The following is a 26,534-nucleotide window of genomic DNA, read 5'->3' on the forward strand; positions in this document are numbered from 1 at the left end:
ATTATATTTTTGGTTCACGCTTTTTGTCGCCATATTGTTGACATTCTTGGTTTTGGTTCGCAACCCTAAAAACGTAAATATACGCATTAACCACAATTTAAGCGGACTTTTTGTGCAAAATGATTGCCAAGATCCATGAATCAGCGTTAGTACCAATCATGAGTTTATCACATTATTGGTTTGGATTGGTTCAAGATGATTGAATTAGAAGGCACCATGAGCCTGTATCTTTTGTGGGGCGCTGCGATGCTGTTTGCCGGTGTCGTTGGCGGCATCATGGCCGGGCTTTTGGGAGTCGGCGGCGGTATTGTTATTGTGCCGGTTCTATATCATTTTCTTACCACCATGGGTGTTGATGAAAGCCTGCGCATGCAGGTCGCCGTCGCAACGTCACTAACCACAATCATTGCCACCGCGATTTCATCGACACGCAGCCATTATAAAAAGGGATCGGTCGATATCGCCCTTTTGAAACACTGGGGGCCGGCAATTGTGGTGGGTGTGATCATAGGGACCACGATTGGCGGTTTTGCCGATGGCCGTGTTTTAACCATCGTGTTTGCCGTCGTCGCCCTTTTGGTGGCCACAAATATGATTTTGGCTCGCGACCGCGAGACCGATACCCAGAAAAACCCGCCGAAATCGGTTTGGGCGGCACTTGGTGTTCTTGCCGGTGGCCTGTCCGCCATGATGGGAATTGGCGGCGGTACAATCTGTGTGCCGATCCTAAGCTTTCTGGGATATGACATTCGTCGCGCGGTCGGAACGGCCGCAGCCATTGGCCTGATCATCGCGCTACCCGGCACCATTGGCTATGCCGTGTCGGGGATCGGGGTGGACGGGCGCCCGCCCTTCTCCGTCGGCTATGTCAATGTGCTCGCCGCGGCTCTTTTAATTCCGATGACCGTGCTGTGCGCACCAATTGGTGCGCGCATTGCCCACACCATCCCCAGACGCGCGCTACGCTTTTGTTTTGGCCTGTTTTTGGCCATAACATCATTGCGCATGTTCTATGATCTGATTTCCTGATATCTGATTAGGATCGAAACAGCACCGAACCATTAAAACCGCAGGATGCAAACAAGCGGTATTGGTTCGGGGTTGATGAAACGCCCAAGCAACACGACAACAATGATAAAAACACCATGAATGACATCGCCACTCAGGGGCTGGCCGACAAACTCAGAACAAGTTTCGAGGCCGGGAAATTCGTCAAGGACGGTCGTGTCATTGCTGAACGCATGTTGGCCGAACAGCTTGACGTCGGACGCCGCGCCCTTCGCAAGGCACTTGATCAACTAGAAGCCGAAGGCATGATCTGGCGCCGCCAGGGTCAGGGGACATTTGTTGGCACACCGCCAACCCCGCGCCTGCGCAAGCTTGAAGGCCTGGCAACCAAAACCAGCCCATTTGAAATCATGGAAGTCCGTCAGGAAATCGAACCATCCATGGCCCGCTTTGCCGCCCTTCGCGCATCACAGGGCGATATTGACGCCATGCGCAGCATGGTCGAACATGCCGCCAGCGCGACAACCCAGGGCGAATATGAGAAATGGGATGCGGCCTTCCATCAGAAACTTGCCGAAAGTGTCCGTAACACCCTGTTTCTGGCCGTATTCGAGGCCGTCAATGCCGTCCGCCGCGAAGCAGCCTGGGCACGCCTGCGTGAAAGCAGCCATTCCGACCGGCTGATCAATGATCTAAGCGCGCAACACCGCGAAATCGTCGATGCCATCGAACAACGTGACCCAAAACGCGCCGAAGATGCCATGCACCGCCATCTGGTGCAGGTCGAACAGGCCTTAAAACAAATCTGACCGGTATTGATATGGGCTTTGACGTGATGTTGACGGACTCTTGACTGGCGACAGCCATCCTTAGCCCCGGCTAAGCGACCGGTGCGAACTCGGCAAAAATCCCGTCATAGGATTTAACCGGCGGGCTGGCGTAGGCACCTGCCTTGCTGGTGGCAAGGCCAAGCATCCCCATGGCTTCGATCATTTTTACTGCCGCACTGACCCCATCAATCACCGGCACACCCAATTCCGCATGCAGTCGGTCTGCGATATCCGTCATCCCGGCACAACCAAGCACAATGGCCTCGGCCCCATCTTTGGCCAAACAATTTTCTGCCGCCGTTTTTAGCGCCAAATAGGCCATATCGGCATTTTCGCCCTCGAAATCGAGCGTCCTGACCCCGGCGGCCCGCACCACACATTGTGATGACGCCCCGTATTTCGCCACCAAATGTTCCAACGGCCGAACCGAGACCGCCATCGGGGTAACAATGGCAAACCGCGACGCGACGATGGCGGCAAAACGAAGGGCCGCCTCGCACAGGCCCACCACTGGCGCCTTGGTCAGGCACCGCGCGGCATCAACCCCGGTATCATCAAAACAGGCAACAACATAACCATCAACCGGTTTGGGATCTAATGCCTTATCCGTCGGGTTTTCCAACCCGCGCATGGTCGCAAGCAACCCGACACTGGCGAATGCCTCGTCGTAATAGCCTTCAATGCTGGCCGGGCCAAATTGCGGATTAAGGGCAATGACATCAGTACCCGATGCAACAATACGGCGCGCCTGCGCGCCGACCTTATCGGTAAAGCCGGTCGACATATTGGGATTAATAACCGCGATCCGGGTCATGATTTTTGCCCTTTGCGATAACGCAGGATCAAAACCGAACCCAAGGCAATGGCAATCACAACAAAGGAAAACCCGGTTGTCACCGTGCCCAGCGCATAAAGCACTGGCGTCGTCACATTCGTCGTCATGCCATAGATTTCAAGCGGCAGAGTATTTAGCGCCCCCGCCGTCATCAATGTCCGGGCGAACTCGTCATAGGACAGGGTAAATGAAAACATCGCCACCCCGATCAGGCTGGGGGCGACCATCGGCAACACAATATGCCAAATGGTTTGCCAGCTGCTGGCACCCAAATCACGGGCCGCTTCCTCGTAGGATGGATCAAACCGGTTAAACACCGCAAACATGATCAGCAACCCAAACGGGAAGGTCCATGTCAGATGCGCCCCAAGGGCCGATGTAAACCATTGCGGTTGCCAGCTGACGATATTGAACAACAACCCAATGCCTAGCGAAATCAGGATAGAGGGCACGATCAGACTGGCAATCGCCAGATAGAAAATCACGCTGTCGCCTTTGAACCGTTTGCGAAAGGCAAGACCGGCCATAAAGGACACCAGAACCGTCACCGCCATAACAATCAGGCCAAGCTTAAGCGACCGGGCGAACGACCCGCCAAAATCACCCACCGCCTGCTGTTCAAACAGATTGCCAAACCAATAAAACGAAAACCCGTTCATCGGAAAGGTCAAACCGCCGCTTTCACCCTGAAAAGACAGGATAAAGATCGTTAGCATCGGCCCATATAAAAACAGGACAAACAGCGCAAAGAAGGTGGCCAGAAAGTAAAAGCTTGTCGGGCGTTTTTCGCGGGTTGTCGCCATCTTAAAGCTCCTTTCGGATATCGACCATGCGCAACAACGCCGTCACGATCAAAAGCACGGTAATTAAAAGGACCACCGCACTGGCGGCAGCGGCCGGATATTGCAACACCCCGATTTCGTTGGAAATCTGTAAGCCGACCGATGCACTTTGCCCGCCGCTCATCAAACGGACCGTAATGAAATCACCCATCACAACCGTAATGACAAAGATCGAGCCAATGGCAATACCGGGCTTTGACAGTGGCACAATCACCTGCCGCAGCGTTTCAAACCCGGATGCCCCGGCATCACGGGCCGCCTCGATCAGGGATCGGTCAATCCGCATCATCGAATTGAAAATCGGCACCACCATAAACAGGGTATAAAGATGCACATCGGCAAGAACGACGGCAAAATCAGAAAACAGCAGGAATTCCAGCGGTTGATCGACAATCCCAAGCCCCATCAGGGCCGAGTTTAAAAGCCCGTTGCGCCCCAAAAACGGAATCCACGAAATCATACGAATGATGTTCGAGGTCCAAAATGGAATGGTGCAGACCATAAACAGCACGATTTGCCATGTCAGACTGCGCACATGAAACGCCAGGAAATAGGCAACCGTAAACCCGATCAAAAGGGTAAAGCCCCACGTCAAGGCGGCATATTTGAATGTATTAAGGTAAATTTTCCAGGTCACGGATGACCCCAGCAAATAGCTGTAATTTTCAAAAATGAAATCAGGCAGGATGCGGTATTCGTCATAGTCCCAGAAACTGACGATCACAATCGTCAGCAACGGCACGACCAGAAAGATCGCAAAGATCAACGCCATCGGCGAGATCAGGAAATACGACGACCGTTTGGACATATCAAATGCCATTGCCTGCCCTTTGAACCGGAAAAATCATCAAAAAAATCGGGATTTCGGGCGCAACCAAAGCTGCGCCCGAAACAATTAAAAGCGCCTTAGGCCGCGATGAATTCGTTCCATTTGCGGATCATGTGCTTGTTCTCGTCCATGACGGAGTTCCAACATGCGACCGAGCCCATGCGTTCCTCATAGGAACCGCCATCGCGAACCGCACCGGCCTTTTCCATAACCTTGCCATCCGGGCTAAGGATATCACCCGCTGCGGCTTTGCCTTCCATCCAGAAGCCCCATTCGTCTTCGGACATGAACTTTTGTGCCGTTGCCGGTGCCGCACTGTAATAACCCTGACGGTTAAGATAAGCGCCGACCCAACCCGACAAATACCAATCGATATATTCGTAGGCTGCTTCCAGTTCGAGGCCGGAAAGATGCTTGGCCAGACCAATACCGCCACCCCATGCACGATACCCTTCCTTAAGTGGCTGGTATTTGCATGCGATGCCTTTGGAACGAACAGCGGCCACCGCCGGTGACCACATCGACTGGATCACAACTTCGCCCGATGCCATCAGGTTGACCGACTCATCAAAGCTTTTCCAGAACGCACGGAACTGACCGGCATTTTTGGCCTCGATCATGACCGCAATCGTTTTGTCGATTTCGTCCTTGGTCATGTTGCCTTTGTCACCATAGGTCACAAGACCGCTGGCTTCGCAAACCATGGCCGCATCCATAATCCCAATCGACGGAATGTTCAGGATCGATGCCTTGCCTTTGAATTCCGGGTTCAAAAGTTCCGACCAGCTATCAATCGGACGATTGATCAGGTCAGGACGGATACCAAGGGTATCGGCATTGTAAATGGTCGGGATCAGGGTCATCCACTGGGTCGGGGCAGATGCGAAATCAACGCTGTCCGCACTTTCAACAAAGCCAACCGTATGCGGGGCCGTACCCTGGGCAATTTCCGAATCCGGGGTCAATTTGCCGGTGATGAACAGTTTGGAAATCGCGTCATAGTTTTTAAGCTTGGTGGTATCCATCGGCTGCATGGTGCCAGCCGGGAAGACCTTTTTACAAATCCAGTATTCGATATCGGCAATATCAAATGATTTCGGCTGGGTCACCGCACGCTGGGCAACCGCATCGGAATCAAGGGCGGTCATCTGCAAGGTAAAACCAAGGTCTTCTTTGACCTTATCAGCAACCGCATTGATGTTTGAAACGCCCGTGCCGAACTGGCGCAGGGTCACATTTTTGATGTTCTGCGCCCAAATGGTCGGAAAACCGGTAATCGCACCTGATCCGATGGCAACACCTGCGGTCACAGCGGCACCTTTGACAAAGCCACGGCGGGTGACTTCCTTGGCCGAAAGCAGGTTTTTCGTCGATTTGGCTGTCGATTTCGAAGTGTCGGTCGTCATGTGAAGCTCCTGATAAATGATGTTTTTTTAGGCCAGAACATGAGCGTGTTCAGGTTTCCAGTAGGCGATGAACTTTTCCTTCCGGCGCACAGGCGCCTGCCGAAATTCGCTTTCGGTCTTCATCAAAGTAATTTCCTTGCCGTCATCGGTGGTCGCCACAATCCGTACCCACAGGCCAAGATATTCGACCGTGGTGATTTCAACCGGAATCTGACCGTTTTTTGCATCGCCGGGTGCCTGTTCCCCCAAAGAAATCAGGTCGGTACGGATGGTGAATTCAAGATCCTCACCCGTCGTGGCATTGCCATAACCGGGTAAAAGGAAACTGTCAGGACCACGGCCCAAAAGGGTTCCGGCCGGGCTGCTTTCCGACACGGTTCCTTTGAAAATATTCTGACCGCCCATGAAATTGGCGATGAAGCGCGACCGGGGTTTGTTAAAGATTTCCTCTGGCGTGCCTTGCTGGCGGATGACACCGTCTTCCATCACGACAACGATATCTGAAAGCGCCAATGCCTCGTCCTGGGCGTGGGTGACATGGACGAATGTGATGCCAAGTTCCTGTTGAAGTCGACGCAATTCATCGCGCATCCGGGCCCGCAAGAACGGATCAAGGGCCGAAAGCGGCTCATCCAAAAGCAGTACCGATGGCTGTGTAATCAAGGCACGCGCCAGTGCGATACGTTGTTGCTGCCCGCCTGAAAGCTGATCTGGCTTGCGATCTGCAAATTTTTCCATATGCACACGCGCCAGCATTTCCTTGGCACGTTCGGTGCGTTCTGGCGCTGCAACACCCTGCATCCGCAGACCAAAGGCGACGTTTTCCATACATGTCATATGCGGAAACAGCGCGTAATTCTGGAACATCATGGCCGTGCCGCGCTTAACCGGTGGCAGTTCCGTTACATTGCGATTCCCGATCAAAAGATCGCCCTCGCTGATCACCTCGTGCCCGGCAATCATCCGCAACGTCGTTGTCTTGCCACAGCCCGATGGACCAATCAGACAACAATAAGCCCCTGCCGGTATTTTGAGGTTGATCGATTTGACTGCGATGGTACTGCCGTAATGCTTACTGACAGCGATCAACTCAATGGCCCCGTTGCCCTTCATACGCCCACCCATTACTGCATGCAAAATTGTTAACAATCATTGTTTTCAATTGTAGGCAAATTGCGTGCCACTTTGGGGAATGCCGGTTTTCCCGCACCAAAGAACAAAACCACAAGGATATCAAACCGGCCAATGCCTGATTCATGCGCAACTTATGCGCAATTTTTGTACATTCCCATTTTTTGCCTAAATCCAAGGCGGCCCATTTAGAACCAGCGAAAACATTTTCAACCGTTTTTTTATTGTGCAGATCGTCAACAATTTTGTAGAAAAAGATATCGCACCCAGATCAACAACCGGAAAGATGCGCCGCAATGGCCAACCCCGCACCGCCGACGACCTATCAAGGCAGCGGTAAGCTTCGCCCGGAAGAATTGATCTATCGGGAAATGCTGGGTGCGATTCTCGATCGCAGACTGGAACCCGGCATGAAACTGATCGAGGAAGATCTGGCAAAAACCTTTTCTGTCAGCCGCGCCCGTATCCGCGCGACCTTTTTACAACTTGCCCATGACAAGCTGATCAATCTGGTGCCCAATCGCGGTGCCTTTATCGCCGAACCCACCATCAATGAGGCCATTGAAGTCTTTTCCGCACGACGCATGATCGAAGATGGGGTTGTCCGCAAGATTGCCACCCATATGACGCCGGACCGGGCAAGCCAGATCCGCGACCATCTGGAACGCGAACATCAGGCCCACCACGATGGCGATCATCGCGCCGCAATCATCTTGTCGGGGGAATTTCACCTATTGCTGGCCCGGCTTGCCGGTAATCTGGTGATCGAGGAATTTCTTGAACGGCTGATCCTGCGCAGTTCGCTGATCATCGCAATGTATGAAAGCCCGCAGCCGGTCGATTGTTCACATTCGGAACATGAAACGCTGTTGAATGCCCTGCTGGGCGGCGATCCCGATGTTGCCGCAGCCGAAATGGCCAAGCACCTTGATGCCATCCGCAACCGCCTGCAATTACACCACCCAAAACCGGCCAAAACTGATTTCGCCAGCATCTTTGGCCGCACACCAAAATCGGCTGCAAGCTAGGGTCAGGACCCGCGCTCTTCCGAAATAACATCGCAATCGATTTTGCCAACTTGGTGCAGGCTATAAATTAAACCAGCCCCATTTAGCCATAATGGCTGATGGGCAATCCCCGTAATATGCGCTGCCTTTGCGTGCCCAAAAAACGGTCCATTTTGACAATATCTCAATATTCATTGCGATTGATTATCACAATGAATATCATGCGTCCGTTCAAAACAAATTGCGGCGCCATGGCAACCAAGGCCGATACCAGATTATTGTTCCATCGCTATGGGGAGGAAATCCGACGCTTCCTGACCCGTAAATTGTCATGTGCGGCCACAGCCGAAGACCTGACGCAGGAAACCTTTGCCCGATTGCTGCGTATTGATGCCGATGCTGTCATCGAAGATGGCCGGGCGTTTATCTATAAGACGGCAAACAATCTGGCGATTGATCACATTCGGGCCCAACGGCGCCAACGGACAGATACGACCGATCATCACACCATGGCCATGATCGCCGATCAGACACCCGATGCTGAAACCCGGCTTTCCGATAAACGAAGGCTTGAGATTTTGCAGCAGGCCATTGCCGAGCTTCCGCCCCGAACGCGGCAGATCTTTGTTCTTGCCCGGATCGAGGGCCACAGTTATGGCAACATCGCTCAGATTCTTTCGGTTTCTGAAAGCACAGTTCAAAAACATCTGGCACAGGCCCTTGCCCATGCGGTCGCCCGATTGAAAAAACACAGCGACGGGGAATGATTTGTTACGGTATTTCACGCGCCAAACGTCATAAATAATGGATCGAGAATCAGGAAGCAGATCAGTGGCGCATCGCACCAAACATAGCATCAGCGAAACCGACCGGGCCGCCGCCGGCTGGGTTATCCGTAGCCATGCCGGTAACGGGGCCAACGATGCGCCAGAATCACATAATCTGCCTGACACATCTGACACCGATGGCACGGAACGTGATGCATGGCTTGCAGCAGACCAAACCCACCAAGCCGCCTATGACCTTGCATCCGACGTTTGGGATGATCTGGCAAAAATTGACATCGCATCTTTGGGCAATCCGGGTAGCCCGGCGGCAGCCAATGATCAGACATAATCAAACGGTGCGGTCACATCAGGCGCGAACACCAACACTAGAACTAGCACTTTTCACTGGCTTGCAATTGCCGCCGCAATCCTTTTTTTGATCACCGGCGGCTGGGTCGGGCCGGATTATCTGGCGCGCAATCTTGCCGATTATCAAAGTGGTCGCGGTGAAATTCGCGATGTCATTCTGGCCGATGGCAGCCGCCTGACCCTTGATTCTGCAACCGCCCTCAATATTCATTTTGACGCCACCACGCGCGAAATCGAATTGATTTCCGGCCGTGCAAGTTTTGATGTGGCCCCGGCAAATGACACCACACCGCCCTTTGTCGTGCGCGCCGCAGGCGGAACCATTCGTGCCCTTGGCACACGGTTTGATGTCTCGATTTCCGATGAGGGCCCGGTAACGGTCACCGCCATAGAACACCAGATCGAAGTCACGCCGAATCTTTCGGTCCCGACAACCCGATATGTTTTATCCCCCGGGCAACAAATTGCCTATGGCGATGAAACCCCGGCCAAGGCACCTGTGATTGTTGATCTGGGCCAAAGCACCAGCTGGCAGCGCGGGCTTTTGGTTTTTGATCACCGGACACTGGGCGATGTTGTGACTGAATTAAACCGATATGCGCATGGCACCATTCTTGTCGCCGGAAACGATCTTGCCAATCGCGAAGTCAGCGGTGTGTTCCGAATTGACCGGATTGATCAGGTCGTCGATTTCATGAGCGAAAGCCTCAATGCCCGCACCCTAAACATCCCCGGCATCGCAACGGTTCTGATCCCCTGACCTCTCGACAGCGCATTCCGATGCTCGGTGTTTTGCAACCATCTGAAATTATTTTCAGAAAAAATTACCGGATCGGAAAACAGCTACGTCTTCTCCTGCAGGACAGACAGATAATGCGACCTACTCGCATTATCATAAAATGTGATTTTAAGGAGAAGGCATAAAATGGCCTCGACGTGGGGAAAACCGGTTGCGCAACACGCCGGTATGATCGGTGATTTTGTGGGAAAACACCGTTTCGCAAAACAACTTTTGGCCGGAACGGCCATATCGTTTGCTGCGCTGATGATTGCCGCACCGACCAATGCATTTGCCACCGAATTAACCACTCATTCGGAAATCGCACAGGCAAGTGCGGTATTTGATTTCAACATCGGCGTGCAAAGCCTGAACAATGCGCTTTTGGACTTTGCCCAGCAAACCGGCATTCAGGTATTCTACGACACCGCACAGATCGAAAACCTGACCAGCACGGCGGTTACCGGCCGCATGCAGGCCGCCACCGCGCTTGAACAATTACTCGATGGCAGCAACGTCACCTATCGTTTCAGCAACGAAAACTCCGTTACGCTGGCGATCATCAATGCCGCCGATGATACCTTGGTCGATCCGGTCCTGGTCGAGGCACAGGCAAACAATCCCGGCGATCCGGCCGCGACCGAGGGCACAAACAGCCTGACGACCACGGTTGCCAGTGTCGGCTCCAAGGGCAACGAAACCATTCGCGAATTGCCACAATCGGTAAGTGTCGTAACCGCCAAACGGATCGAAGACCAGAATTTCCAGTACCTTGATGATGCCATGCGCTACACAACCGGTGTCCAGGTTCTGACAAACAATAATGGCCGTTCGTCAATCTATTCACGCGGTTACGAGATTGACAATGTACAGACCAACGGGGTGCCAGCCCCTTATTCCAGTCTTGATGGCACATCGCCTAATCTGGCGATGTATGACCGTATTGAAGTCTTGCGCGGACCAGCTGGCTTGTATGGCGGGTCGGGCGAACCATCGGCAACCATCAATCTTGTTCGCAAACAGGCACGCGATGAACTTTCGGGTTCTGCATCGGTCGGATATGGTTCTTGGAACCATTACAGTGGTCAGGGCGATGTTTCCGTCCCCCTGACCGAGGATGGCAGCGTCCGCGCACGCGCCGTTCTATCCGCCGACTACCGTGAAAGCTTTGTCGATGTTGTTGAAAACAACAATGAGCTTGGCTATGGCACGCTGGATATCGATGTAAATGACGATACCTTTCTCTCGGTCGGGCTATCGCATGAGCACAAGGACATGGTGCCATCAAATGCCTTGCCAACCTTTAACGACAATACCCTGCTTGATGTTTCCACATCGACATTCGTCGGTGCAAAATGGAACACCTTCGACAACACATCGGATGATGTTTACCTCGATCTGAAACATCAATTCAGTTCCGATACCGAAGGCAAGATTTCCGCGCGTTATTCGGTGCGCAACGTCAATATGAAATACGCCTATACGCGCAGCGCAGCGGCGGCTGATTACACCGCACAATTCTATGCGCTGGATCGCCACGTTGATGAAGATGCCTTTTCAACCGATGCCTATCTCAATCATGATTTTGATATGCTGGGCTATACCCAAACCGTAACGGTTGGGTCGGATTTTCGGTATTCCAATCAAGACCTTGCCTATTCAAACCAATTGCTTGGCAGCTACAGCATCTTTAACAATGATCTGCCGGAACCCAATAATGCGATCACCAATTCGCAAACCACCGAATCGTCACAGTTTGGCACCTATGGCAAAATCAAATTACAGACATTTGATGATGTGACATTCTCGTTCGGCGGTCGTTCAAGCTGGTATAACAGCATTGTCACCAACAACCTGACTGGTGCCGATACCAGCAACGTCACCGAAGACGCGGTATTCGTTCCTTTTGCCGGTGTCGTCTATGATGTTACTGACGATTTTTCGACCTATTTCAGCTACACCTCGATTTTCGAGCCGCAAAATACAACCACCACCGTCAACGGCGAACAAATCGAACCCCGTACCGGCAAACAATATGAAGTTGGCTTAAAAGGCGAGCATTTCGGCGGCCTTATGAACACCCATCTTTCGCTGTTCCAGATCGAAGATCAAAACCGGGCAGCGCAAGACCCCAGCAACACATCATTTTCAATCGCAAGCGGCGAAATTCGCACGCGAGGCGTCGAAGCTGAAATCAGCGGTGAAATATTTGAAAACCTCCAAGGTTTCCTGAGCTACACCTATCTCGACAGCAAGGATATCGATCAATCAGATAGCGACAGCTATTCTTCCTATGCACCAAAACACTATGTTACGTCATGGGCTGATTACAGCTTTGACCAAGGCAATCTGGACGGACTGAGCATCGGTGGCGGCGTCACATGGTCTGACCATTTCAGCTATAATAACGGGGTTAAAGCCAGCAGCTACACCGTTGTTGATGGTCGTATCGGGTATGAGATTAACGACAACCTTGCCCTTGCGCTTAATGCCAACAACATCCTTGATGAAAAATACTATTCCCGCGTTGCGACATTCCGGACCTTTAACTTTTATGGGCCATCGCGGAGCTTTTTCCTGAATTTAACCGGGAAATTCTAAACAACCTTTCAGTACAAGCTTAACAGACTAAAGGCGGGGGAATTTTCCCGCCTTTTTTCGTTCACCTCGCAAGCTTGACAACATGCCCAATATCACGCCCCCCCTGCACAACACGGGTACTTTGCAACCCTCCGGCTCTGCCCTTCGCGGTGGCGCAAACAGCTCACCATACCCGGCCCGCTACGCGATTTTATCATGCGATCAACGCCCGTCATCCGGCTCAATTACGATTGTATAAAATATTCGAACAGCACAACCATGAATGCTACAGTGCCCACAATCGCCCTCAAGTGGCATATTTGTGATATAATATGATGTTTACATCCCACCTTTGATTTTCTAAGCTGCCGCCAAACAGAACCGGGCAAAACGGGTATTTCAGGATCGCTGTGATCCGCACCCGATCACGCTTGCACGGTATCCTCATACGAATACTTCCAACCCACAGGAGACTTCCCCGATGCTGAGTGGAAAGCACTATATTGCAGGCGAATGGCTAAGCGGGCCGGATGTGTTTCAGGCCGACAACCCGGCAACCGGCACCAAATTGCCAACCAAGTTCCAGCACGGCACCGAAGAACTGGTTGACCAAGCGATTCAGGCCGCCAATGCCTGTGCCGAAGAATTTGCCGCCATGTTACCGGCCAAACGCGCGGCTTTCCTGCGCGCCATCGCCGATGAAATCGATGCACGCGGTGATGAGATTACCGAAATCGGCACCCTTGAAACCGCCCTTCCCGCCGCACGCCTAACCGGTGAGCGCGGCCGCACCGTTGGCCAGTTGCGCTTTTTTGCCGACTGGATCGAAGAAGGATCATGGTTCGAAGCCCGCATTGAAACCGCACAGCCGGATCGCCTGCCGCTTCCAAAGCCAGACATCCGCATGATGCACAAGGCGCTTGGCCCGGTTGGTGTGTTTGGCGCATCAAACTTCCCGCTGGCATTTTCCACCGCAGGCGGCGATACCGCATCCGCACTTGCCGCCGGTTGCCCGGTTGTGTTCAAAGGCCATGCCGCCCATCCGGGCACATCGGAAATCGTGGCACGTGCAATTGAAGCCGCCGTGAAAAAAACCGGCATGCCCAACGGCGTCTTCAGCCTGATCCATGGTGGCACACGCAAGGTCGGTCAGGCATTGGTCGCCCATCCGTTGATCAAGGCGGTCGGCTTTACCGGATCAACCGGCGGCGGACGCGCACTGTTTGATATTGCCGTTTCCCGCCCGGAACCGATCCCGTTTTACGGCGAACTTGGCAGCAACAACCCGGTCTTCCTGATGCCAAACACCATGGGTGCCAAGGCTGCCGATCTTGCCAAGGGCTGGGTCGGATCGCTGACCATGGGGGTTGGCCAGTTCTGCACCAATCCGGGTCTTCTGATTGCGCTTAAAGGTGCTGATCTGGATACCTTTGTTGACACTGCGGCAAGCGCATTGGGCGAAGTTGACGGTGCCGCAATGCTGACGGATCGTGTCTCAAGTGCCTATCACGATGTGACCGATGCCATGGCAAAACACGCCTTGGTCACCTGTGCCTTAAAACGCCGCGATACCGATGGCCCGTTCGAAGGCAGCCCGGCAATTTTCCGCACCACGGCAGCACAATGGAAAGCCAATCCGGAACTGGCCGAAGAAATGTTTGGTCCGGCGGGTATTATTGTTGAATGCGATACGACCGAAGAAATGCTGGCCCTGTCGCAAACGCTGGTGGGTCAGTTAACCGCAACCATTCAGATGGATGATGCGGATGCCGATCTGGTCAACAAACTGCGCCCGGCACTTGAAAAATGTGCAGGTCGCATCCTGATCAACGGATGGCCGACCGGGGTCGAGGTTTGCCATTCCATGGTTCATGGCGGTCCATATCCCTCAAGCACGGATTCACGCGCGACCTCGGTCGGGTCACTGGCGATCAAGCGGTTCATCCGCCCGGTTTCCTATCAGGCCTTCCCCGATGCGCTTTTGCCACCGGCACTTAAAGACGCGAACCCGTTAAATATTCCGCGTCTGGTAAACGGCAAATGGCAGATGGCAAAATAAGTCGGCCAGGCTGAACGTCGTTAATCGGCGAAACAAAGCCGTAGGATCCTATACGACAAGGGCGCGTCAGTTTGGCGCGCCCTTTTGATTTGAAAATGATTTTCGCCCGGCAAATCTATGCTTCGCGCGGAACACCGTTGGGGTCATCACTGCCGCGATGATATTTGAACGTGCCGGTGGCGGTTGCGATCACATCGCCCGCATCGTTAAAGGCGGTGGCCTCGGTAAAGACGATTTTGCGCCCGCCGCCCTGCTTTTTACCGACCACACGAACCACCCCGCCCTTGGCCATGCCAAGGAAATTGGTTGTCAGGGACAGGGTCAATGATTTGCGCATATTACCCGGCACCGCGCAGTAACACACCGCACAACCCGATGCGGTATCCATCAAGGTCGCAATCACCCCACCATGCAGGATGCCCGCACGGTTGCGATGATGGTCCTTGATTTCCAGTTCAACCACGGCATGGTTTTCAGACCATTCGGTAATCCGATAACCAAGATAGGCCTGAAGACCACTGCCATGTGCCTGTTCCCAAGCAAGATTGTCGCTCACATCATCCATCTCACCGACCTTTACCTAAATCCTCTTTGCCAAGCTATAACAGACAATTACCGCGTCGCGTAAGACCGCCCAACGCAGCGGCTGGATGGATAGGCTGAACACGGTAATCTAATCGGGAGCGGTGCGATCCGTGACATCGCAATCACGCGCCTTTTGCGTCCCCGGAAACCCAGACCACAGACCCGGTCAACAGAGCCGAAACAGCCAGAATTGGTAATTTATTGTGCGCCGCAATATTAAATAATTCATAAATATCAATGCACTAACCTTATCGTTCTCCAAACAAGAACGGGGTGCAGGTGAAACGAGAATAGTAGGCCATGGGGGCGTCTGGTACATCTGAAATCACCCCAGACGCAAAGGAACCTTCCCATGGCAACGCTTGCACTTAAAGACACCACGACCATCGAACGCGACGTCCGCATCGGTTGGTTTACCAATCTTGTTCATGCCCTTCAGGTTTCTGTCATCATGAAAGCGTCAAAAGCCCGCAGCCATGATGAATTGATGACCGACTGGAACAAAGCATGGCATCAGGTCGAGGGCTAATTCGCCCTCTCTGACCTGACTTTACCCCGGCGGTTTCGCATCCATTGGATGCTGAAAAGTCAAAGCCCTTGACGGTTTCGACCGAACAACCGAAAACGGTTGGATGCAGAAGTTTGATATCGTCACGATCCGGTTGTTTGTCGCAATTGTCCGCGCCGGAAGCATCAATGAAGCCGCACGGCGCGAACATATCGCGACATCGGCCGTAAGCCGCCGCATTGGCGAACTTGAAGCCATGCTCGGCGTCAAATTATTGCGCCGTTTGCCCCGCGGGGTCGAACCAACCGAAGAAGGCGCGATTTTCGCCCGTTACGGTGAAAAGCTTTTGGGTGACCTTAATCACCTGTCGAACGAGCTTCGCGATTTCAATACTGGCGAAAAGGGCAAGATTTATCTTGCTGCTGTGACCTCGGCGATCCTAACCGGATTGCCCACATTCCTTGCCGATTTCCAACGTGATTTTCCCGATGTAACCGTTGATCTGCGCGAATTGACATCGCGTGAATCCGCCGATGCCGTGCGCGAAGGCCGGGCTGATCTGGCGATTATGGCCGATAACGGCCCCTGCAAGGGTTTATCAAACCACGTGTTTTGTGATGATCCGATCTGGGTTGTCACCCCCAAGGGGCACCCCCTAATCCCTGACCCCGCCAACCCCGCCCCTGTCACATTCGCCGAAGCCGCCAAATACGACATCATTTCCCTGCATGAAGGCGGGGTGATTGATGATCTGATCAGCGAGGCGGCAGGCAAGCTGCATCATGACATGCACCCACATATCAAAGTGATGCGTTTCGGGTCGCTGCGACAAATGATCGCGGCGGGCCTTGGCATCGGTTTCCTACGGCAAAGTTCGGTCGCGGCCTATGTCGATTATATGAATATTTCCGGGGCACCAATTGCCGATAACTGGGCCAAACGCCAGCTTTTAATCGTGCACGAAGGCGAAGACACCCTGACAAGTTCAGCCAAAATATTTCGGGATTATCTTTTGAAAAAAGCATCCGAGACCAAGGTCAAACCGTGCCTTGGCTAGGGCCTCAGCCGGAATTTGAGCCTATTGACGACACGACATCAAAGCCTCGTCGCACCTGTTTCCTCACGGGATGTATTGTGACCGGACTTGTCGTGACAAGGACGATAGTCACCAGACGGGCGTGATCGTGACACCCCATGCTTTGCCGCCTCGGCCAGGATAAGATCCGGCAACTGTGGCCATTCCCCAACCGGATCAAGAATTTCAATCGCGTCACCCGGTTTGGCCCCGATCATTTCCGGCAAATCATCATCGGCATGTGTCCCACCCCCGGCCAGCATCGGGACAATAAGGACGTTTTTACGCGACCCGATTGTACGCCAGTCCGCAAGTGACGGGTTGCCTTCAATATTACCGATACAGATTTCCACCCCGGTACAAAGACGACCAAGGTCCTTGGCAAAACGTATGGTTTCGGGCAAGGCCGCCGTCAGAGTTTTTAAGCCATGTGGCACCAAAAAGACCGAACTTTGCGTTTCGCACCAGCCACGACGCGCCAGTGATGTGTTAATCTGACGCCCGACCATTTCCAAAAAACCCGGCAGATTGATTGCCGGTGGTAAAATGATCGCTTCGCCCAACCCGGCATCACGCAAATTGCACGGCAATTCGTCACCCACCAGATAACCTTCGCTAAAAAACAGTGGAAAGACGATCAATCTGTCGGCTTCGTGGTCCTGTTTTAAACGATCAAGCTGATCTGGCAGCGATGGCTGGCTTCGCATATAGCCATGGCGTACCGGCCCATCCCATTGATCACGCACGACATCGGCCAGCGCCCCCGCAGGGTCGCCGCCATTACCACTATTGCCATGTGACACCATCATCAAAGTCGGCATATCGAAACGCACCATTATCGGTGAAGCGGTCCGTATTTAGGTTGGGATACGGCCAAGGTTGGAGCCAGCATTTGGTTAAAATCTAATACCTGAGACGCGGTCTTCAAGATGCGCGCCCCTCACAAAGCCACTTATTGTACAAGATCCCAATACGCCTGCCCGCCAAAACGGTCATAAATGAAATCAACCAAAAGCCGAATACGGGCTGAAAGCTGTCGGCTTGGCGGATAAAGCAGATACAAAAAAAGCTCGGGTGGCTGGTAATCGCACAGCACACTGATCAGGCGGCCATTTTGCAACTCTGGCCCGGCAATAAAGGTTGGCAATAATGCCAAGCCAAGGTCGGCTATCGCCGCATCACGTAGAACTTCGGCATTGTTACAACAAAACACGCCATTGACCTGTACCGAAACCGGCCCATCTGGCCCGTTCATTTTCCAATTCGACCCCGCAGGCAAATTGCCATAATGCAAACAGGGCAAAGTCGCCAGATCGCGCGGTGTTTTCGGTTCGCCATGTTTGCGAATAAATTCTGGCGACGCACATAGAACCCGGTTCATCGGAATGATTTCGTGATCAATCAGGGCCAATGTTTCGCTGGGCTGGCTGATGCGCACGGTCATGTCATAGCCATCCGCCACCGGATCAATAAACCGGTCCGAAAGTGCTAATTCAACCCGAATATCGGGATATTCCCGGGCAAAATCAACCAAAGCCGGGCCAAGATGAAGTGTTCCAAATGACATCGGCGCATTGATACGGATATCACCTGACGGGGTTTCGCGGTTTTCGCGAATGGCTTCCTCGGCCTCATGCAGATCGGCCAGAACGGCTTTGGCCCGATCATAAAAAGCCCGACCACTGGGCGTCACCGCGACCTGACGGGTGGTGCGATTCAAAAGTTGCACCCCCAGATTTTCTTCAAGGGCGATGACCGCCCGGTTGACCTGTGATCGGGACTGACCGATGGCACGCGCCGCCGCGGCAAAACTTCCTTCGTCGACGACTTTCACAAAGGTTTGCAGACTGCCCAGCTTATCCATCGCAATAATCCGTTCCATAAAGCGGCACTTTATTGTCGCAAATAACGCGACATTATGCATCGAATTACGACAATTGTCACTTTTTACGAAAAGCGTATTCTGGCTTCAACAAAACGGCAACCAACAGATGGAGCCTACCATGATTACCAAGATCAGTTCCGAAGACCGTGGCCGCGCCCAGTTTGGCTGGCTTGATTCCCGTCATACGTTTTCATTCGGTCATTACTACGATCCAAAACGCATGGGCTGGGGCCCGCTGCGAGTCATCAACGAAGACCGCGTGATCCCCGGTGCCGGTTTTGACACCCATGGCCACAAGGATATGGAAATCATTTCCTATGTGCTGGACGGTGCGCTTGAACATAAAGACAGCCTTGGCACCGGGTCTGTGATCCGCCCAGGTCGCTTGCAACGCATGACAGCCGGCACCGGCATTCGTCACTCGGAATACAATCATTCCAAAGCCGATCCAGTCCACTTCCTGCAAATCTGGGTCATGCCCGAAGCCGCCAATCTGGAACCGGGTTACGAAGAAAAGGAAATCGCCCGTTCTGACACCGGTTCGGGATTATCCCTGATCGGCAGTCAATCAGGCCGGGACGGATCAATCACCATTCATCAGGATATTGATCTTTACGTCGCCCATCTGGGCGAAGGTGAAACCGCAACCCATAAAATCAAACCGGGCCGGATTGCCTGGATTCAGATGGCGCGCGGCATGCTGAGCGTCAATGGCGAAACCCTTAAAGCTGGCGACGGTGCGGCTATACGTGACGAAGACAACCTGATTTTCAGCGACGCCGCCGAAGCCGAAGCCCTTGTTTTTGATATGGTCGCCTGAACCATTTTGATGGTCCGGCCCGTTGATGGAGAATAATCATGACCACGCTTGCAAATGATAAACCACGTTCGATTATCCCCGGCCTTGGCAATATCTGGGCCGCCCTTGAACCGCTTTCACCGGTTATTGTCCGGGTTACAACCGGCCTTCTGCTGGTGCCGCATGGTGCCGGGAAATTGTTTGGCGCCTTTGGTGGTTACGGCCTCGAAGGAACAGCGGGCTGGTTTGAAAGCATTGGCTTTGCGCCGGGCTTCCTGTTTGCCCTTTTGATCGGTCTTCTGGAATTTGTCGGTGGCTTGATGCTGACTATTGGTCTTTTGACCCGCCCGGTTGCCGCGGCTGTGATTGCCTTTATGGCGGTTGCCGTCACCATCCACCTGCCAAATGGGTATGCGTGGAACAATGCCGGGTTTGAAATGCCGGTCTTCTGGGGGCTTATGGCGCTTTCGGTTCTGATCCGTGGCGGCGGGAAATTCTCGGTTGATCGCAAGATCGGCATTGAATTCTGATCGCCTTCAATCCCGAACCTTAATTACCCTGTCCCTGCGACATACGGGCTGCCATCCAGGGCGGCCCGTATGGGTCTGCATCTGAACCATGCGAACATGCGAGCACGGTTAATCAAACCGGTTTTAATCGTATTTCAACCGTCATCATCCTTTGGCCCGAAAGGCGCAAAGGCATTTACACCTGCTCCGGATACACCAATGGGAATGCGTATAACGAATTCCGCCCCGTCACCAGATGGTTCTGACAAGGTCAGGTCGCCATTAAAATCATCCTGAATCAGTTTTCGGCAAATCGGCAATCCCTGCCCCGTGCCGACGCCGGCTTCCTTGGTGGTAAAGAAGTAATCAAATATCCGATCCCGAACATGATCGGGAACCCCCCCACCATTATCACGCAGCCGGATATAGACATTTTTGTCATCTGACGTGACATCAAGCAAGATCTTGCCAAACCGCTGACCCGACCCTGAAATGGCCTGTGACGCATTGACGATCAGATTGATCAAAGCTTGTGACAGATGATTGCGATGGCCTTCGACCTCGGTAACGTCGGTATCATATCTTTGTTCAAATTCGGCGACATGCTTGACCTGATTACGGGTCAAGGTGATCGCGGTTTCGATTTCCTCGGCAATTGAAATTCTTTCGACTGAATCCGTTGTTGGATGGGCAAATTTGCGAATGCCGCGCACGATTTCGGCAATGCGATCAAGCCCCTGAATGCTTTCACGGATCGCAAGCGGGATTTCCCGGGTCATAAAATCAATCCGGGCACGATCCAGATCAAGAACAACTTTACTGTTATTGTCAGCTTTACTGTTGGCATCATCCGGTCGAATTGCCTTTACCAGACCATCGAAACTGTCCGACAGGAATTCCAGATTGTTCTGGATATATTGTGCGGGCGTGTTGATTTCATGTGCAACACCGCCTGCCAATGTGCCCAAGGCGTGCATTTTGGCATAATCGGCGGCTTCTTCGATCACTTCCTGTTCCTGACGGGCGCGTTTGGCATCGATATCCGCAGCAAAGGCGCGCTGACGATTGCGAATGACGAAAATCGCAAGCCCGATCATCACAAGCACGCCGGAAAAGAACAGATAGGACAGGATTTGAATGTCTGTCTTCACACTTGCAATATTGCCCGCGTTATAGACCGAGACAAAGTTTGTCGCCCGCACCACCGCATGTTGCAGCGGGTCATCAATCGGTTCAAGTTCTTCATGAATGAAATAAAGCAATTCGGCCGCGTTCGATGTGCTTTCGCTATAGGCATCTATCTGAACATCGATCCGGGCAATCTTTTCATCCAAAAGGACAAGAAGATCGGAAACCTCGGGTATCTGGACAAGAAATTTAAACCCCTCCCCGTCTTTGACCAACACGGTCCGGCTGACAAGGATTTCATATTCCAAAAGCACCCGGTCGACTTCTTCTTTGGTCGGGTTATCACTGGTTCGCGCATATTCAATATAGCGTTCAATCTCAAGAAACTGACGCTGAATCTGAAACACAGCCCAGACAAGGTTTTCGCGATAAGCGAATTTATCGTCTTCGAGATGGCGCACAATTGATGTCGAAAACACGCCATAAAGAACAACGAACAGGGCCAGCATCGAAAACATGGCCCAGTTCGAGATTTTCGACAGAAAAAGTCTAGTTTTGTCCATCAATCGACTTTACCTGCCAAACGGAATAGGACCAATACATGTCGGTTTGAAAACGAACATCACTGTCATAGGGAAAAACAACCCAGAAGGGTCCCTTTTCACGGACGGACATTTCAGCATCATTTTGCTGATAAACCAAAATGGCCCTGTCTTCACGCAATACATTGGCCGGAACCATCACACTATAATCATTTAGCGCCAAAATCCGAACCGTATCCGCCGTGATGCCATAGGTGTCAAAAAGGACATTGAAATCGACACCGAGGAATTTATGCACACCATCCGTCCACGGGGTCGAAGTATAGAATTCTGTGGCGGGCAAATTTGCCAAATCATCAAACGAGACCGTTACAGGTTTCCCCCCCGTATCTGCCAGCGTCAGCATACTGGCAGCATAGGCATTTCCCGATACGGATTTAAACACGACAATTGCGCATAGCAGCATGGCAAATTTTGTGATCGTTTTCATCATCGTAGCTTTACTCCGCACCTAGTTTAAACAATGGTCATGACCCGCATCCGGGACAATGACTTGTGGTAAAAAAACATCCGACGCAAAATTGCTAGGTACCAATTCATCAATGGGTTGGGGCATGCCAAATAAATAACCCTGCAATTCATCCACGCCGTATTCACGAAGGCGCAATGCTGTGGCCTCGTTTTCGACACCGACGGCAATGATCGAATAATCAATTTTGCGACATATCTGGACGACCCAGGAAACAAACGAAGCATCAAGTTGATCGTCCATCATCCGCCCGACCAGCCCGCGATCAAGTTTGACACCGGCAAAAAATTCATGGCGCAACAGTTCGAACGATCCCTTGTTTGCACCAAACCCGTCGACGAACAACCGCGTGCCACGCGCCGCCAGAAACTTTGCGTTTTTCACAAAGTTTTCATCAGCCATGTTGAGCTGTCTTTCCGGGATTTCAAATTCGATCTCAACCCCAAATTCGCGCATTTCATCGGCAAACTGTGCCAAAGACCGGACAAATTCAGTATTGTTGATCGAACAGGGGGCAAGGTTCATCGATACCCTGGTACCCGATCCCAGTGTTTTGCGATAAACCGGTGCCAAATCGATCATGATCCCCATTAACTGCGTCGTCAGGCGGTTCATGACCGGCTGGTTCCGGCAGCCTTCGATTATCTGTTCGATTCCGAAACGTTTTTGCAGCTCCGGCATCCGGCACAGGATTTCACCCCCGGTTCGGGCAAAATCCCCGGCACGGACACGGGGTTGGATCATGGTGCAAAAATCGGACTGATCAATCGCCCCGTCCACAATAAGCGGCGTGACCTTTTCACTGTCGTCTTCGTTTTGCCGATCCTTAATCGCCCGGCTCAGGACATCTTTAAGGGTTGTGATCGAAATCGGCTTGGTCAAAATCTGGCTAACTTTTGCCTGATCGGCGGCTTCACGCAGGGGGACAGCCGAGACATTTCCCGTCAGCAAAATCCGCGGCACATCCGGGGCGCAACGACCGGCACGTTTCAGGAAATTAATCCCGTCAATGATCGGCATTACCAGATCGGCAACAATGACTTGCACGCCCGTGTGATTTTCCGACAACCATTCAAGGGCGGCTTCGCCATTAACATATGTGACCAAATTAAAGCTGCCCGCCAAGGCCCGACAGACCGACGCCAAAAGCTTTTCATCATCATCAACCATCAGAATAGTGGGCAGGTCGATCTTTGCATCACTCATCGGGGGGGTACTCCGGCTAAAACGAAACCTGCACGATCCACCGGCGCGATAAATATCAGCGGTTCAGACAGGTCTTGATATACCGAAGAATAATGTCAGGATGGATAAACCAATATCCCCATATGCGGAGTATAAATGACAATGGCATCGGATCTTCCTGTCCGGATTGCTTTTGTAGATGACGATGAAAATCTGTTGTCATCCCACAGGCGCAATTTCAATCGCCTTGTCCCGCAATGGGAAGGACTGTATTTCAACGACCCGCAAACCGCCTTGACCGAAATCGGCAATGATCCGGGCGTCGTTGCCTGCGTTCTTGATATTCACATGCCGGTCATGACCGGACTGGAACTGGCGGCAAAGTTACGTCATCAGCGGAAAGACCTGATCATTGTCATGTTAACGGGCTATGCCGATCTGCAATCAGCCCTGACGGCGGTCAATGAATTCGGAGTGTTTCGGTTTTATCCCAAACCAACCGCCCTTAAGACAATGCTGGACGGCATCGAAGCCGAAATCGCGCGCAAACGTGGCGAGGCCCGCGATACCATTCCGGCGGCCTTTCTTGATCTGTTCCATCTTGGTCTGATTGCAACCGATAACCGACTTGTCATTTCGCATATGAACGCACAGGCGGCTGAAATCCTGCGCCGGTGCCCCAGCCTGCAAATCAGCCCCGAGAACACATTGCTGATCGACAGTGACCCGGGCAAAATTGATACATTCCTTCATCCGCCTGCCGGGCGGGTTCCGCAAATGCAGCGCGGGTTTTCACTGCATCACGAACAGGGAAATCTGTCGGTCTTTTTGCGCCGCGTTCATAATGGTTCCAACATCGCGGACAGCTTTGTCTTTATTCTGGTCGAACCCGAACGGCTGGGCCCGCCGACAATTGATGACCTGATTGATGTCTTTGGCCTGACCCGGTCCGAGGCCAAATTGACACAAAAACTGGCCGAGGGGATGTCGCTTGATCAGGCGGCAGAACGGATTGGCATTTCACTAAGTTCAGCACGCACATATTTGAAAACCGTGTTTTCAAAAACCGGGGTCAACCGGCAACCGCAATTGATGAAAACCGTTTTATCGACAATCCCGTCCCTGCGGCGCTAGACACAGGATCAATTGGCATTTTCATCCGGTGCAAGCCGAAACCGCACGGAAAAAATCGCGCCACTGTGGTCTTCCGGCTCGTTCAGGCGGATGCGCGTATCGTGGCGCAATGCAATTTCACGCACGATTGATAACCCAAGCCCACATCCGTCCTCGCCGCTTTCAGATACGCGATAAAAACGCTCGAAAACGTGTTTGCGATGTTCAAGATCGATACCCGGCCCGTCATCTTCGACCACCAACTTAACAAACGGCGCGTCATCGGCCTCGGGGACAAGACGCACCGTAACTGAACTGCCTTCAGGGCAATAAGTCAGCGCGTTGGTGATCAGGTTTTTCAGCAATTCCTCGATCAATGTCGCATCGCCCATGATGGGCACGGCACCATTAAGTCCCTCGTAACCAAGATCAATTCCGCGCTCGATCGCTACCGGCACTTTGGCTCCGGTCACAGAACGGGTAATTTCACCCAGGTCGATCCGTGTAAACGGCCGCCCGGCCAATCCTTCGGGTGCGGCACGGGCTGATGCCAGCAATTGATTGGCCAGATGCGATGTCTGACGCGTCGATGCCGCCAGCTTTTCCATCACATCATGCAGTTTATCGGGGTTTTCTTCACGCAGACCCAGTTCGGCTTGCGTGCGCAATGCCGCAAGGGGAGTCCGCAATTGATGGGCGGCATCGGCGGTAAAACGCTGCATCGTCGACAACGTGTTTTCAAGCCGTTTCAGCAGATGGTTAATCGACCCGACAAGATGACGTACCTCGCTTGGGACGTCATGCTGGATCGGTCGCAAATCCGACGGCGAACGCCGATTCAGGGCCTCTTCAAACCGGACCAGTGGTTTAAGCCCCTGCCCAATGCCAAACCAGACAATCAGGGCCGCAATCAGAATCAGACCAAATTGCCGAACTGCGGCACGCGCCAGAATATCCTCGCTTAGACTTTCGCGGGTGCCCGTGGTTTCAGCAACCAAAACATGAAACCGGGTCGCCATGCGCGCACTGGCAACATAACGCGACAAAGCCCCGATCCGAACCCGTTCACCGTTATATTCTGCGTCATAGAACACCGGTTCTTCCAACAATGGCATCGATTTTTCGGGCACTGGCGGCAGTTTTTCATACCCGGTTATGAACTCGCCCTGGGCTGTGCTGACCTGATAAAAAACCCGGTCCTGTGCCGAGCTTGTCAACATTTCAAGCGCGACATAGGGCACATCGACTTCAATCTGCCCGCCGATCAAAACCACCCGGTCGGCAATCGCCAATGCCGAACTTAACAGCGCGCGATCAAAGGCCTGATTGGCGGAATGCACCGCGTTGCTGCGAACTTCAAACAGCATCAGCGAACTGACCAAAAGCATCGGAATCAAAAGCCAGATCAGCAAGCGCCGACGAAGGGATGCGTTACGCCACTTCATGTCTTTTTCAACAAATAGCCAAGGCCGCGCACCGTCTGAATTTTAACATCCGCCGTTTCAACCCGTTTGCGCAGACGGCTGATATAAAGTTCAACCGCATTAGCACTAATATCATCTTCGAACCCGGCAAGTTGATCGGTAATCTGTTCCTTGGACAGAACATGCCCAAGCCGCAACAACAGGATTTCAAGAATATTCAGTTCGCGTCGGGGAATTTCAATATCGTCGCCATCAATCGTGGCACGCCGTGCAACCGTGTCATATGTCAGCCGCCCACATGTAATCCGGGTATTATGGGTTCCGGCATGACGGCGCATCAAGGCGCGAACGCGGGCTTCAAGTTCAACCAGTTCAAACGGTTTCGCCAGATAATCATCCGCACCAAGGTCAAGTCCACGCACCCGATCTTCGATATCATTGCGTGCGGTCAGGATCAAAACCGCACTTTCCGATCCCCGGTGGCGCAAACGACGCAGGATTTCAATACCATCCATCCGGGGAAGATTAAGATCCAGAACTACAAGGCCGTATTCCTGTGTCCGCAGGATTTCATCGGCTTCTTCCCCGTCGGAAATCACATCAACCGCATAGCCCGCCTGCTGCAAAGAGCGGGCGATACCATCGGCAAGTGCTGCGTGATCTTCAACGACAAGGACTCTCATTGTGTCAGGTTCGGCCCCCTGTTAAACCAGTATGGTCTGGTGCATATTGACCCAAGCACATGAATTTTCCAGATTTTGCCGGATCGTGAAAGCCCCTTGTGGCAAGCGACCGACAATAAAATGGCACA

26 protein-coding genes are annotated in these 26,534 nt (G+C 52.7%); 13 read left to right on the plus strand and 13 right to left on the minus strand.

The annotated features are described in order from the left end of the window. Positions 1-195 precede the first annotated feature (195 nt). Entirely contained in the window at positions 196-1,029 is an 834-nt protein-coding gene (locus tag TALK_RS00620) for a sulfite exporter TauE/SafE family protein (protein WP_085614832.1), read from the plus strand. A gap of 116 nt (positions 1,030-1,145) precedes the next feature. Next, positions 1,146-1,817, plus strand: a complete 672-nt coding sequence (locus TALK_RS00625; RefSeq protein WP_085614834.1) for a FadR/GntR family transcriptional regulator — start codon at positions 1,146-1,148, stop codon at positions 1,815-1,817. Between the two features lie 70 nt (positions 1,818-1,887). Here TALK_RS00625 and TALK_RS00630 read toward each other — a convergent pair whose 3' ends face one another. From TALK_RS00630 to TALK_RS00650, 5 genes are all read right to left on the minus strand, one after another. Then, complete coding sequence (locus TALK_RS00630) at positions 1,888-2,652, minus strand: aspartate/glutamate racemase family protein (protein ID WP_085614836.1); 765 nt, start codon at positions 2,650-2,652, stop codon at positions 1,888-1,890. Continuing rightward, on the minus strand, positions 2,649-3,476 hold the full coding sequence (locus TALK_RS00635) for an ABC transporter permease (protein ID WP_085614838.1): 828 nt from the start codon (positions 3,474-3,476) through the stop codon (positions 2,649-2,651). The genes TALK_RS00630 and TALK_RS00635 overlap by 4 nt, the downstream gene beginning before the upstream one ends. 1 nt (position 3,477) lies before the next feature. Next, positions 3,478-4,335, minus strand: a complete 858-nt coding sequence (locus TALK_RS00640) for an ABC transporter permease (protein ID WP_085614840.1) — start codon at positions 4,333-4,335, stop codon at positions 3,478-3,480. A gap of 86 nt (positions 4,336-4,421) precedes the next feature. Further along, a complete protein-coding gene (locus tag TALK_RS00645; protein WP_085614842.1) occupies positions 4,422-5,750 on the minus strand; it encodes an ABC transporter substrate-binding protein in 1,329 nt (442 codons plus the stop codon). A 27-nt stretch (positions 5,751-5,777) separates the two neighbouring features. Then, the gene (locus TALK_RS00650) at positions 5,778-6,863 is read right to left on the minus strand and encodes an ABC transporter ATP-binding protein (RefSeq protein WP_085614844.1); all 1,086 of its coding nucleotides are present in this window, start codon (positions 6,861-6,863) and stop codon (positions 5,778-5,780) included. Between the two features lie 314 nt (positions 6,864-7,177). Here TALK_RS00650 and TALK_RS00655 point away from each other — a divergent pair, with 314 nt between their 5' ends. The 6 genes from TALK_RS00655 (at position 7,178) to TALK_RS00680 (ending at position 14,441) form a co-directional block, all read left to right on the plus strand. Then, positions 7,178-7,909: a GntR family transcriptional regulator gene (locus TALK_RS00655; protein WP_085614846.1), complete on the plus strand. Its 732-nt coding sequence runs from the start codon at positions 7,178-7,180 to the stop codon at positions 7,907-7,909. A 191-nt stretch (positions 7,910-8,100) separates the two neighbouring features. Continuing rightward, on the plus strand, positions 8,101-8,655 hold the full coding sequence (locus tag TALK_RS00660; RefSeq protein ID WP_169714907.1) for an RNA polymerase sigma factor: 555 nt from the start codon (positions 8,101-8,103) through the stop codon (positions 8,653-8,655). A gap of 64 nt (positions 8,656-8,719) precedes the next feature. Next, on the plus strand, positions 8,720-9,004 hold the full coding sequence (locus TALK_RS00665; protein ID WP_085614850.1) for a hypothetical protein: 285 nt from the start codon (positions 8,720-8,722) through the stop codon (positions 9,002-9,004). An 87-nt stretch (positions 9,005-9,091) separates the two neighbouring features. Continuing rightward, positions 9,092-9,784, plus strand: coding sequence for a FecR family protein (locus TALK_RS00670; RefSeq protein ID WP_085614852.1), 693 nt, complete (start codon positions 9,092-9,094; stop codon positions 9,782-9,784). Positions 9,785-9,949: 165 nt separating this feature from the next. Then, positions 9,950-12,403 carry a TonB-dependent siderophore receptor gene (locus tag TALK_RS00675; protein ID WP_085614853.1) on the plus strand — a complete coding sequence of 818 codons (2,454 nt, stop codon included), beginning with the start codon at positions 9,950-9,952 and terminating at the stop codon, positions 12,401-12,403. A 460-nt stretch (positions 12,404-12,863) separates the two neighbouring features. Continuing rightward, positions 12,864-14,441, plus strand: coding sequence for an aldehyde dehydrogenase (NADP(+)) (locus tag TALK_RS00680; protein ID WP_085614854.1), 1,578 nt, complete (start codon positions 12,864-12,866; stop codon positions 14,439-14,441). Between the two features lie 115 nt (positions 14,442-14,556). On the opposite strand, the gene TALK_RS00685 is transcribed toward TALK_RS00680, so the two are convergent. Further along, positions 14,557-15,006: a PaaI family thioesterase gene (locus TALK_RS00685; protein WP_085614855.1), complete on the minus strand. Its 450-nt coding sequence runs from the start codon at positions 15,004-15,006 to the stop codon at positions 14,557-14,559. Positions 15,007-15,378: 372 nt separating this feature from the next. On the opposite strand from TALK_RS00685, the gene TALK_RS22055 reads away from it, so the two are divergent. Both TALK_RS22055 and TALK_RS00690 read left to right on the plus strand, forming a co-directional pair. After that, positions 15,379-15,555 (plus strand): hypothetical protein, encoded by a 177-nt coding sequence (locus tag TALK_RS22055; protein WP_169714908.1) that lies wholly within the window; start codon positions 15,379-15,381, stop codon positions 15,553-15,555. A gap of 103 nt (positions 15,556-15,658) precedes the next feature. Then, positions 15,659-16,591 carry a LysR family transcriptional regulator gene (locus tag TALK_RS00690; protein ID WP_085614856.1) on the plus strand — a complete coding sequence of 311 codons (933 nt, stop codon included), beginning with the start codon at positions 15,659-15,661 and terminating at the stop codon, positions 16,589-16,591. A gap of 38 nt (positions 16,592-16,629) precedes the next feature. Here TALK_RS00690 and TALK_RS00695 read toward each other — a convergent pair whose 3' ends face one another. Then, positions 16,630-17,445, minus strand: a complete 816-nt coding sequence (locus tag TALK_RS00695; protein ID WP_085614857.1) for a sirohydrochlorin chelatase — start codon at positions 17,443-17,445, stop codon at positions 16,630-16,632. Between the two features lie 116 nt (positions 17,446-17,561). After that, positions 17,562-18,491 (minus strand): LysR family transcriptional regulator, encoded by a 930-nt coding sequence (locus TALK_RS00700; RefSeq protein WP_245829615.1) that lies wholly within the window; start codon positions 18,489-18,491, stop codon positions 17,562-17,564. 121 nt (positions 18,492-18,612) lie between these two features. Here TALK_RS00700 and TALK_RS00705 point away from each other — a divergent pair, with 121 nt between their 5' ends. Then, entirely contained in the window at positions 18,613-19,314 is a 702-nt protein-coding gene (locus TALK_RS00705; RefSeq protein WP_085614859.1) for a pirin family protein, read from the plus strand. A 38-nt stretch (positions 19,315-19,352) separates the two neighbouring features. Beyond that, complete coding sequence (locus TALK_RS00710) at positions 19,353-19,823, plus strand: DoxX family protein (RefSeq protein ID WP_085614860.1); 471 nt, start codon at positions 19,353-19,355, stop codon at positions 19,821-19,823. A 134-nt stretch (positions 19,824-19,957) separates the two neighbouring features. Here the strand turns inward: TALK_RS00710 and TALK_RS00715 are convergent, their stop codons facing one another. The 3 genes from TALK_RS00715 to TALK_RS00725 are packed head-to-tail and all read right to left on the minus strand — an operon-like array spanning position 19,958 to position 23,207. Continuing rightward, entirely contained in the window at positions 19,958-21,493 is a 1,536-nt protein-coding gene (locus TALK_RS00715; protein WP_085614861.1) for a sensor histidine kinase, read from the minus strand. Further along, a complete protein-coding gene (locus tag TALK_RS00720) occupies positions 21,480-21,965 on the minus strand; it encodes a putative pterin-binding protein (protein ID WP_085614863.1) in 486 nt (161 codons plus the stop codon). Before TALK_RS00720 ends, TALK_RS00715 begins: the two co-directional genes overlap by 14 nt. 18 nt (positions 21,966-21,983) lie before the next feature. Then, a complete protein-coding gene (locus TALK_RS00725) occupies positions 21,984-23,207 on the minus strand; it encodes an EAL domain-containing response regulator (RefSeq protein ID WP_085614865.1) in 1,224 nt (407 codons plus the stop codon). 135 nt (positions 23,208-23,342) lie between these two features. Here TALK_RS00725 and TALK_RS00730 point away from each other — a divergent pair, with 135 nt between their 5' ends. Next, complete coding sequence (locus tag TALK_RS00730) at positions 23,343-24,320, plus strand: DNA-binding response regulator (RefSeq protein WP_245829616.1); 978 nt, start codon at positions 23,343-23,345, stop codon at positions 24,318-24,320. Between the two features lie 8 nt (positions 24,321-24,328). Here TALK_RS00730 and TALK_RS00735 read toward each other — a convergent pair whose 3' ends face one another. Both TALK_RS00735 and TALK_RS00740 read right to left on the minus strand, forming a co-directional pair. Then, positions 24,329-25,744: a sensor histidine kinase gene (locus TALK_RS00735; RefSeq protein WP_085614867.1), complete on the minus strand. Its 1,416-nt coding sequence runs from the start codon at positions 25,742-25,744 to the stop codon at positions 24,329-24,331. Next, on the minus strand, positions 25,741-26,406 hold the full coding sequence (locus TALK_RS00740; RefSeq protein ID WP_085614869.1) for a response regulator transcription factor: 666 nt from the start codon (positions 26,404-26,406) through the stop codon (positions 25,741-25,743). The genes TALK_RS00735 and TALK_RS00740 overlap by 4 nt, the downstream gene beginning before the upstream one ends. Positions 26,407-26,534 lie beyond the last annotated feature (128 nt).

The organism is Thalassospira alkalitolerans (assembly GCF_002115745.1).
GTDB lineage: Bacteria > Pseudomonadota > Alphaproteobacteria > Rhodospirillales > Thalassospiraceae > Thalassospira > Thalassospira alkalitolerans.

Excerpts from the sequence above, each read along its gene's own strand:
- TALK_RS00700 (WP_245829615.1), bottom strand. The coding sequence starts at position 18,491 with ATGGAACGGATTATTGCGATGGATAAGCTGGGCAGTCTGCAAACCTTT.
- TALK_RS00715 (WP_085614861.1), bottom strand. The coding sequence starts at position 21,493 with ATGGACAAAACTAGACTTTTTCTGTCGAAAATCTCGAACTGGGCCATG.
- TALK_RS00640 (WP_085614840.1), bottom strand. The coding sequence starts at position 4,335 with ATGGCATTTGATATGTCCAAACGGTCGTCGTATTTCCTGATCTCGCCG.
- TALK_RS00690 (WP_085614856.1), top strand. The coding sequence starts at position 15,659 with ATGCAGAAGTTTGATATCGTCACGATCCGGTTGTTTGTCGCAATTGTC.
- TALK_RS00625 (WP_085614834.1), top strand. The coding sequence starts at position 1,146 with ATGAATGACATCGCCACTCAGGGGCTGGCCGACAAACTCAGAACAAGT.
- TALK_RS00730 (WP_245829616.1), top strand. The coding sequence starts at position 23,343 with ATGACAATGGCATCGGATCTTCCTGTCCGGATTGCTTTTGTAGATGAC.
- TALK_RS00655 (WP_085614846.1), top strand. The coding sequence starts at position 7,178 with ATGGCCAACCCCGCACCGCCGACGACCTATCAAGGCAGCGGTAAGCTT.
- TALK_RS00710 (WP_085614860.1), top strand. The coding sequence starts at position 19,353 with ATGACCACGCTTGCAAATGATAAACCACGTTCGATTATCCCCGGCCTT.
- TALK_RS00720 (WP_085614863.1), bottom strand. The coding sequence starts at position 21,965 with ATGATGAAAACGATCACAAAATTTGCCATGCTGCTATGCGCAATTGTC.
- TALK_RS00680 (WP_085614854.1), top strand. The coding sequence starts at position 12,864 with ATGCTGAGTGGAAAGCACTATATTGCAGGCGAATGGCTAAGCGGGCCG.
- TALK_RS00675 (WP_085614853.1), top strand. The coding sequence starts at position 9,950 with ATGGCCTCGACGTGGGGAAAACCGGTTGCGCAACACGCCGGTATGATC.
- TALK_RS00660 (WP_169714907.1), top strand. The coding sequence starts at position 8,101 with ATGAATATCATGCGTCCGTTCAAAACAAATTGCGGCGCCATGGCAACC.
- TALK_RS00705 (WP_085614859.1), top strand. The coding sequence starts at position 18,613 with ATGATTACCAAGATCAGTTCCGAAGACCGTGGCCGCGCCCAGTTTGGC.
- TALK_RS00685 (WP_085614855.1), bottom strand. The coding sequence starts at position 15,006 with ATGGATGATGTGAGCGACAATCTTGCTTGGGAACAGGCACATGGCAGT.
- TALK_RS00695 (WP_085614857.1), bottom strand. The coding sequence starts at position 17,445 with ATGGTGCGTTTCGATATGCCGACTTTGATGATGGTGTCACATGGCAAT.
- TALK_RS00645 (WP_085614842.1), bottom strand. The coding sequence starts at position 5,750 with ATGACGACCGACACTTCGAAATCGACAGCCAAATCGACGAAAAACCTG.
- TALK_RS00620 (WP_085614832.1), top strand. The coding sequence starts at position 196 with ATGATTGAATTAGAAGGCACCATGAGCCTGTATCTTTTGTGGGGCGCT.
- TALK_RS00735 (WP_085614867.1), bottom strand. The coding sequence starts at position 25,744 with ATGAAGTGGCGTAACGCATCCCTTCGTCGGCGCTTGCTGATCTGGCTT.
- TALK_RS00650 (WP_085614844.1), bottom strand. The coding sequence starts at position 6,863 with ATGAAGGGCAACGGGGCCATTGAGTTGATCGCTGTCAGTAAGCATTAC.
- TALK_RS00630 (WP_085614836.1), bottom strand. The coding sequence starts at position 2,652 with ATGACCCGGATCGCGGTTATTAATCCCAATATGTCGACCGGCTTTACC.
- TALK_RS00725 (WP_085614865.1), bottom strand. The coding sequence starts at position 23,207 with ATGAGTGATGCAAAGATCGACCTGCCCACTATTCTGATGGTTGATGAT.
- TALK_RS00740 (WP_085614869.1), bottom strand. The coding sequence starts at position 26,406 with ATGAGAGTCCTTGTCGTTGAAGATCACGCAGCACTTGCCGATGGTATC.
- TALK_RS00635 (WP_085614838.1), bottom strand. The coding sequence starts at position 3,476 with ATGGCGACAACCCGCGAAAAACGCCCGACAAGCTTTTACTTTCTGGCC.
- TALK_RS22055 (WP_169714908.1), top strand. The coding sequence starts at position 15,379 with ATGGCAACGCTTGCACTTAAAGACACCACGACCATCGAACGCGACGTC.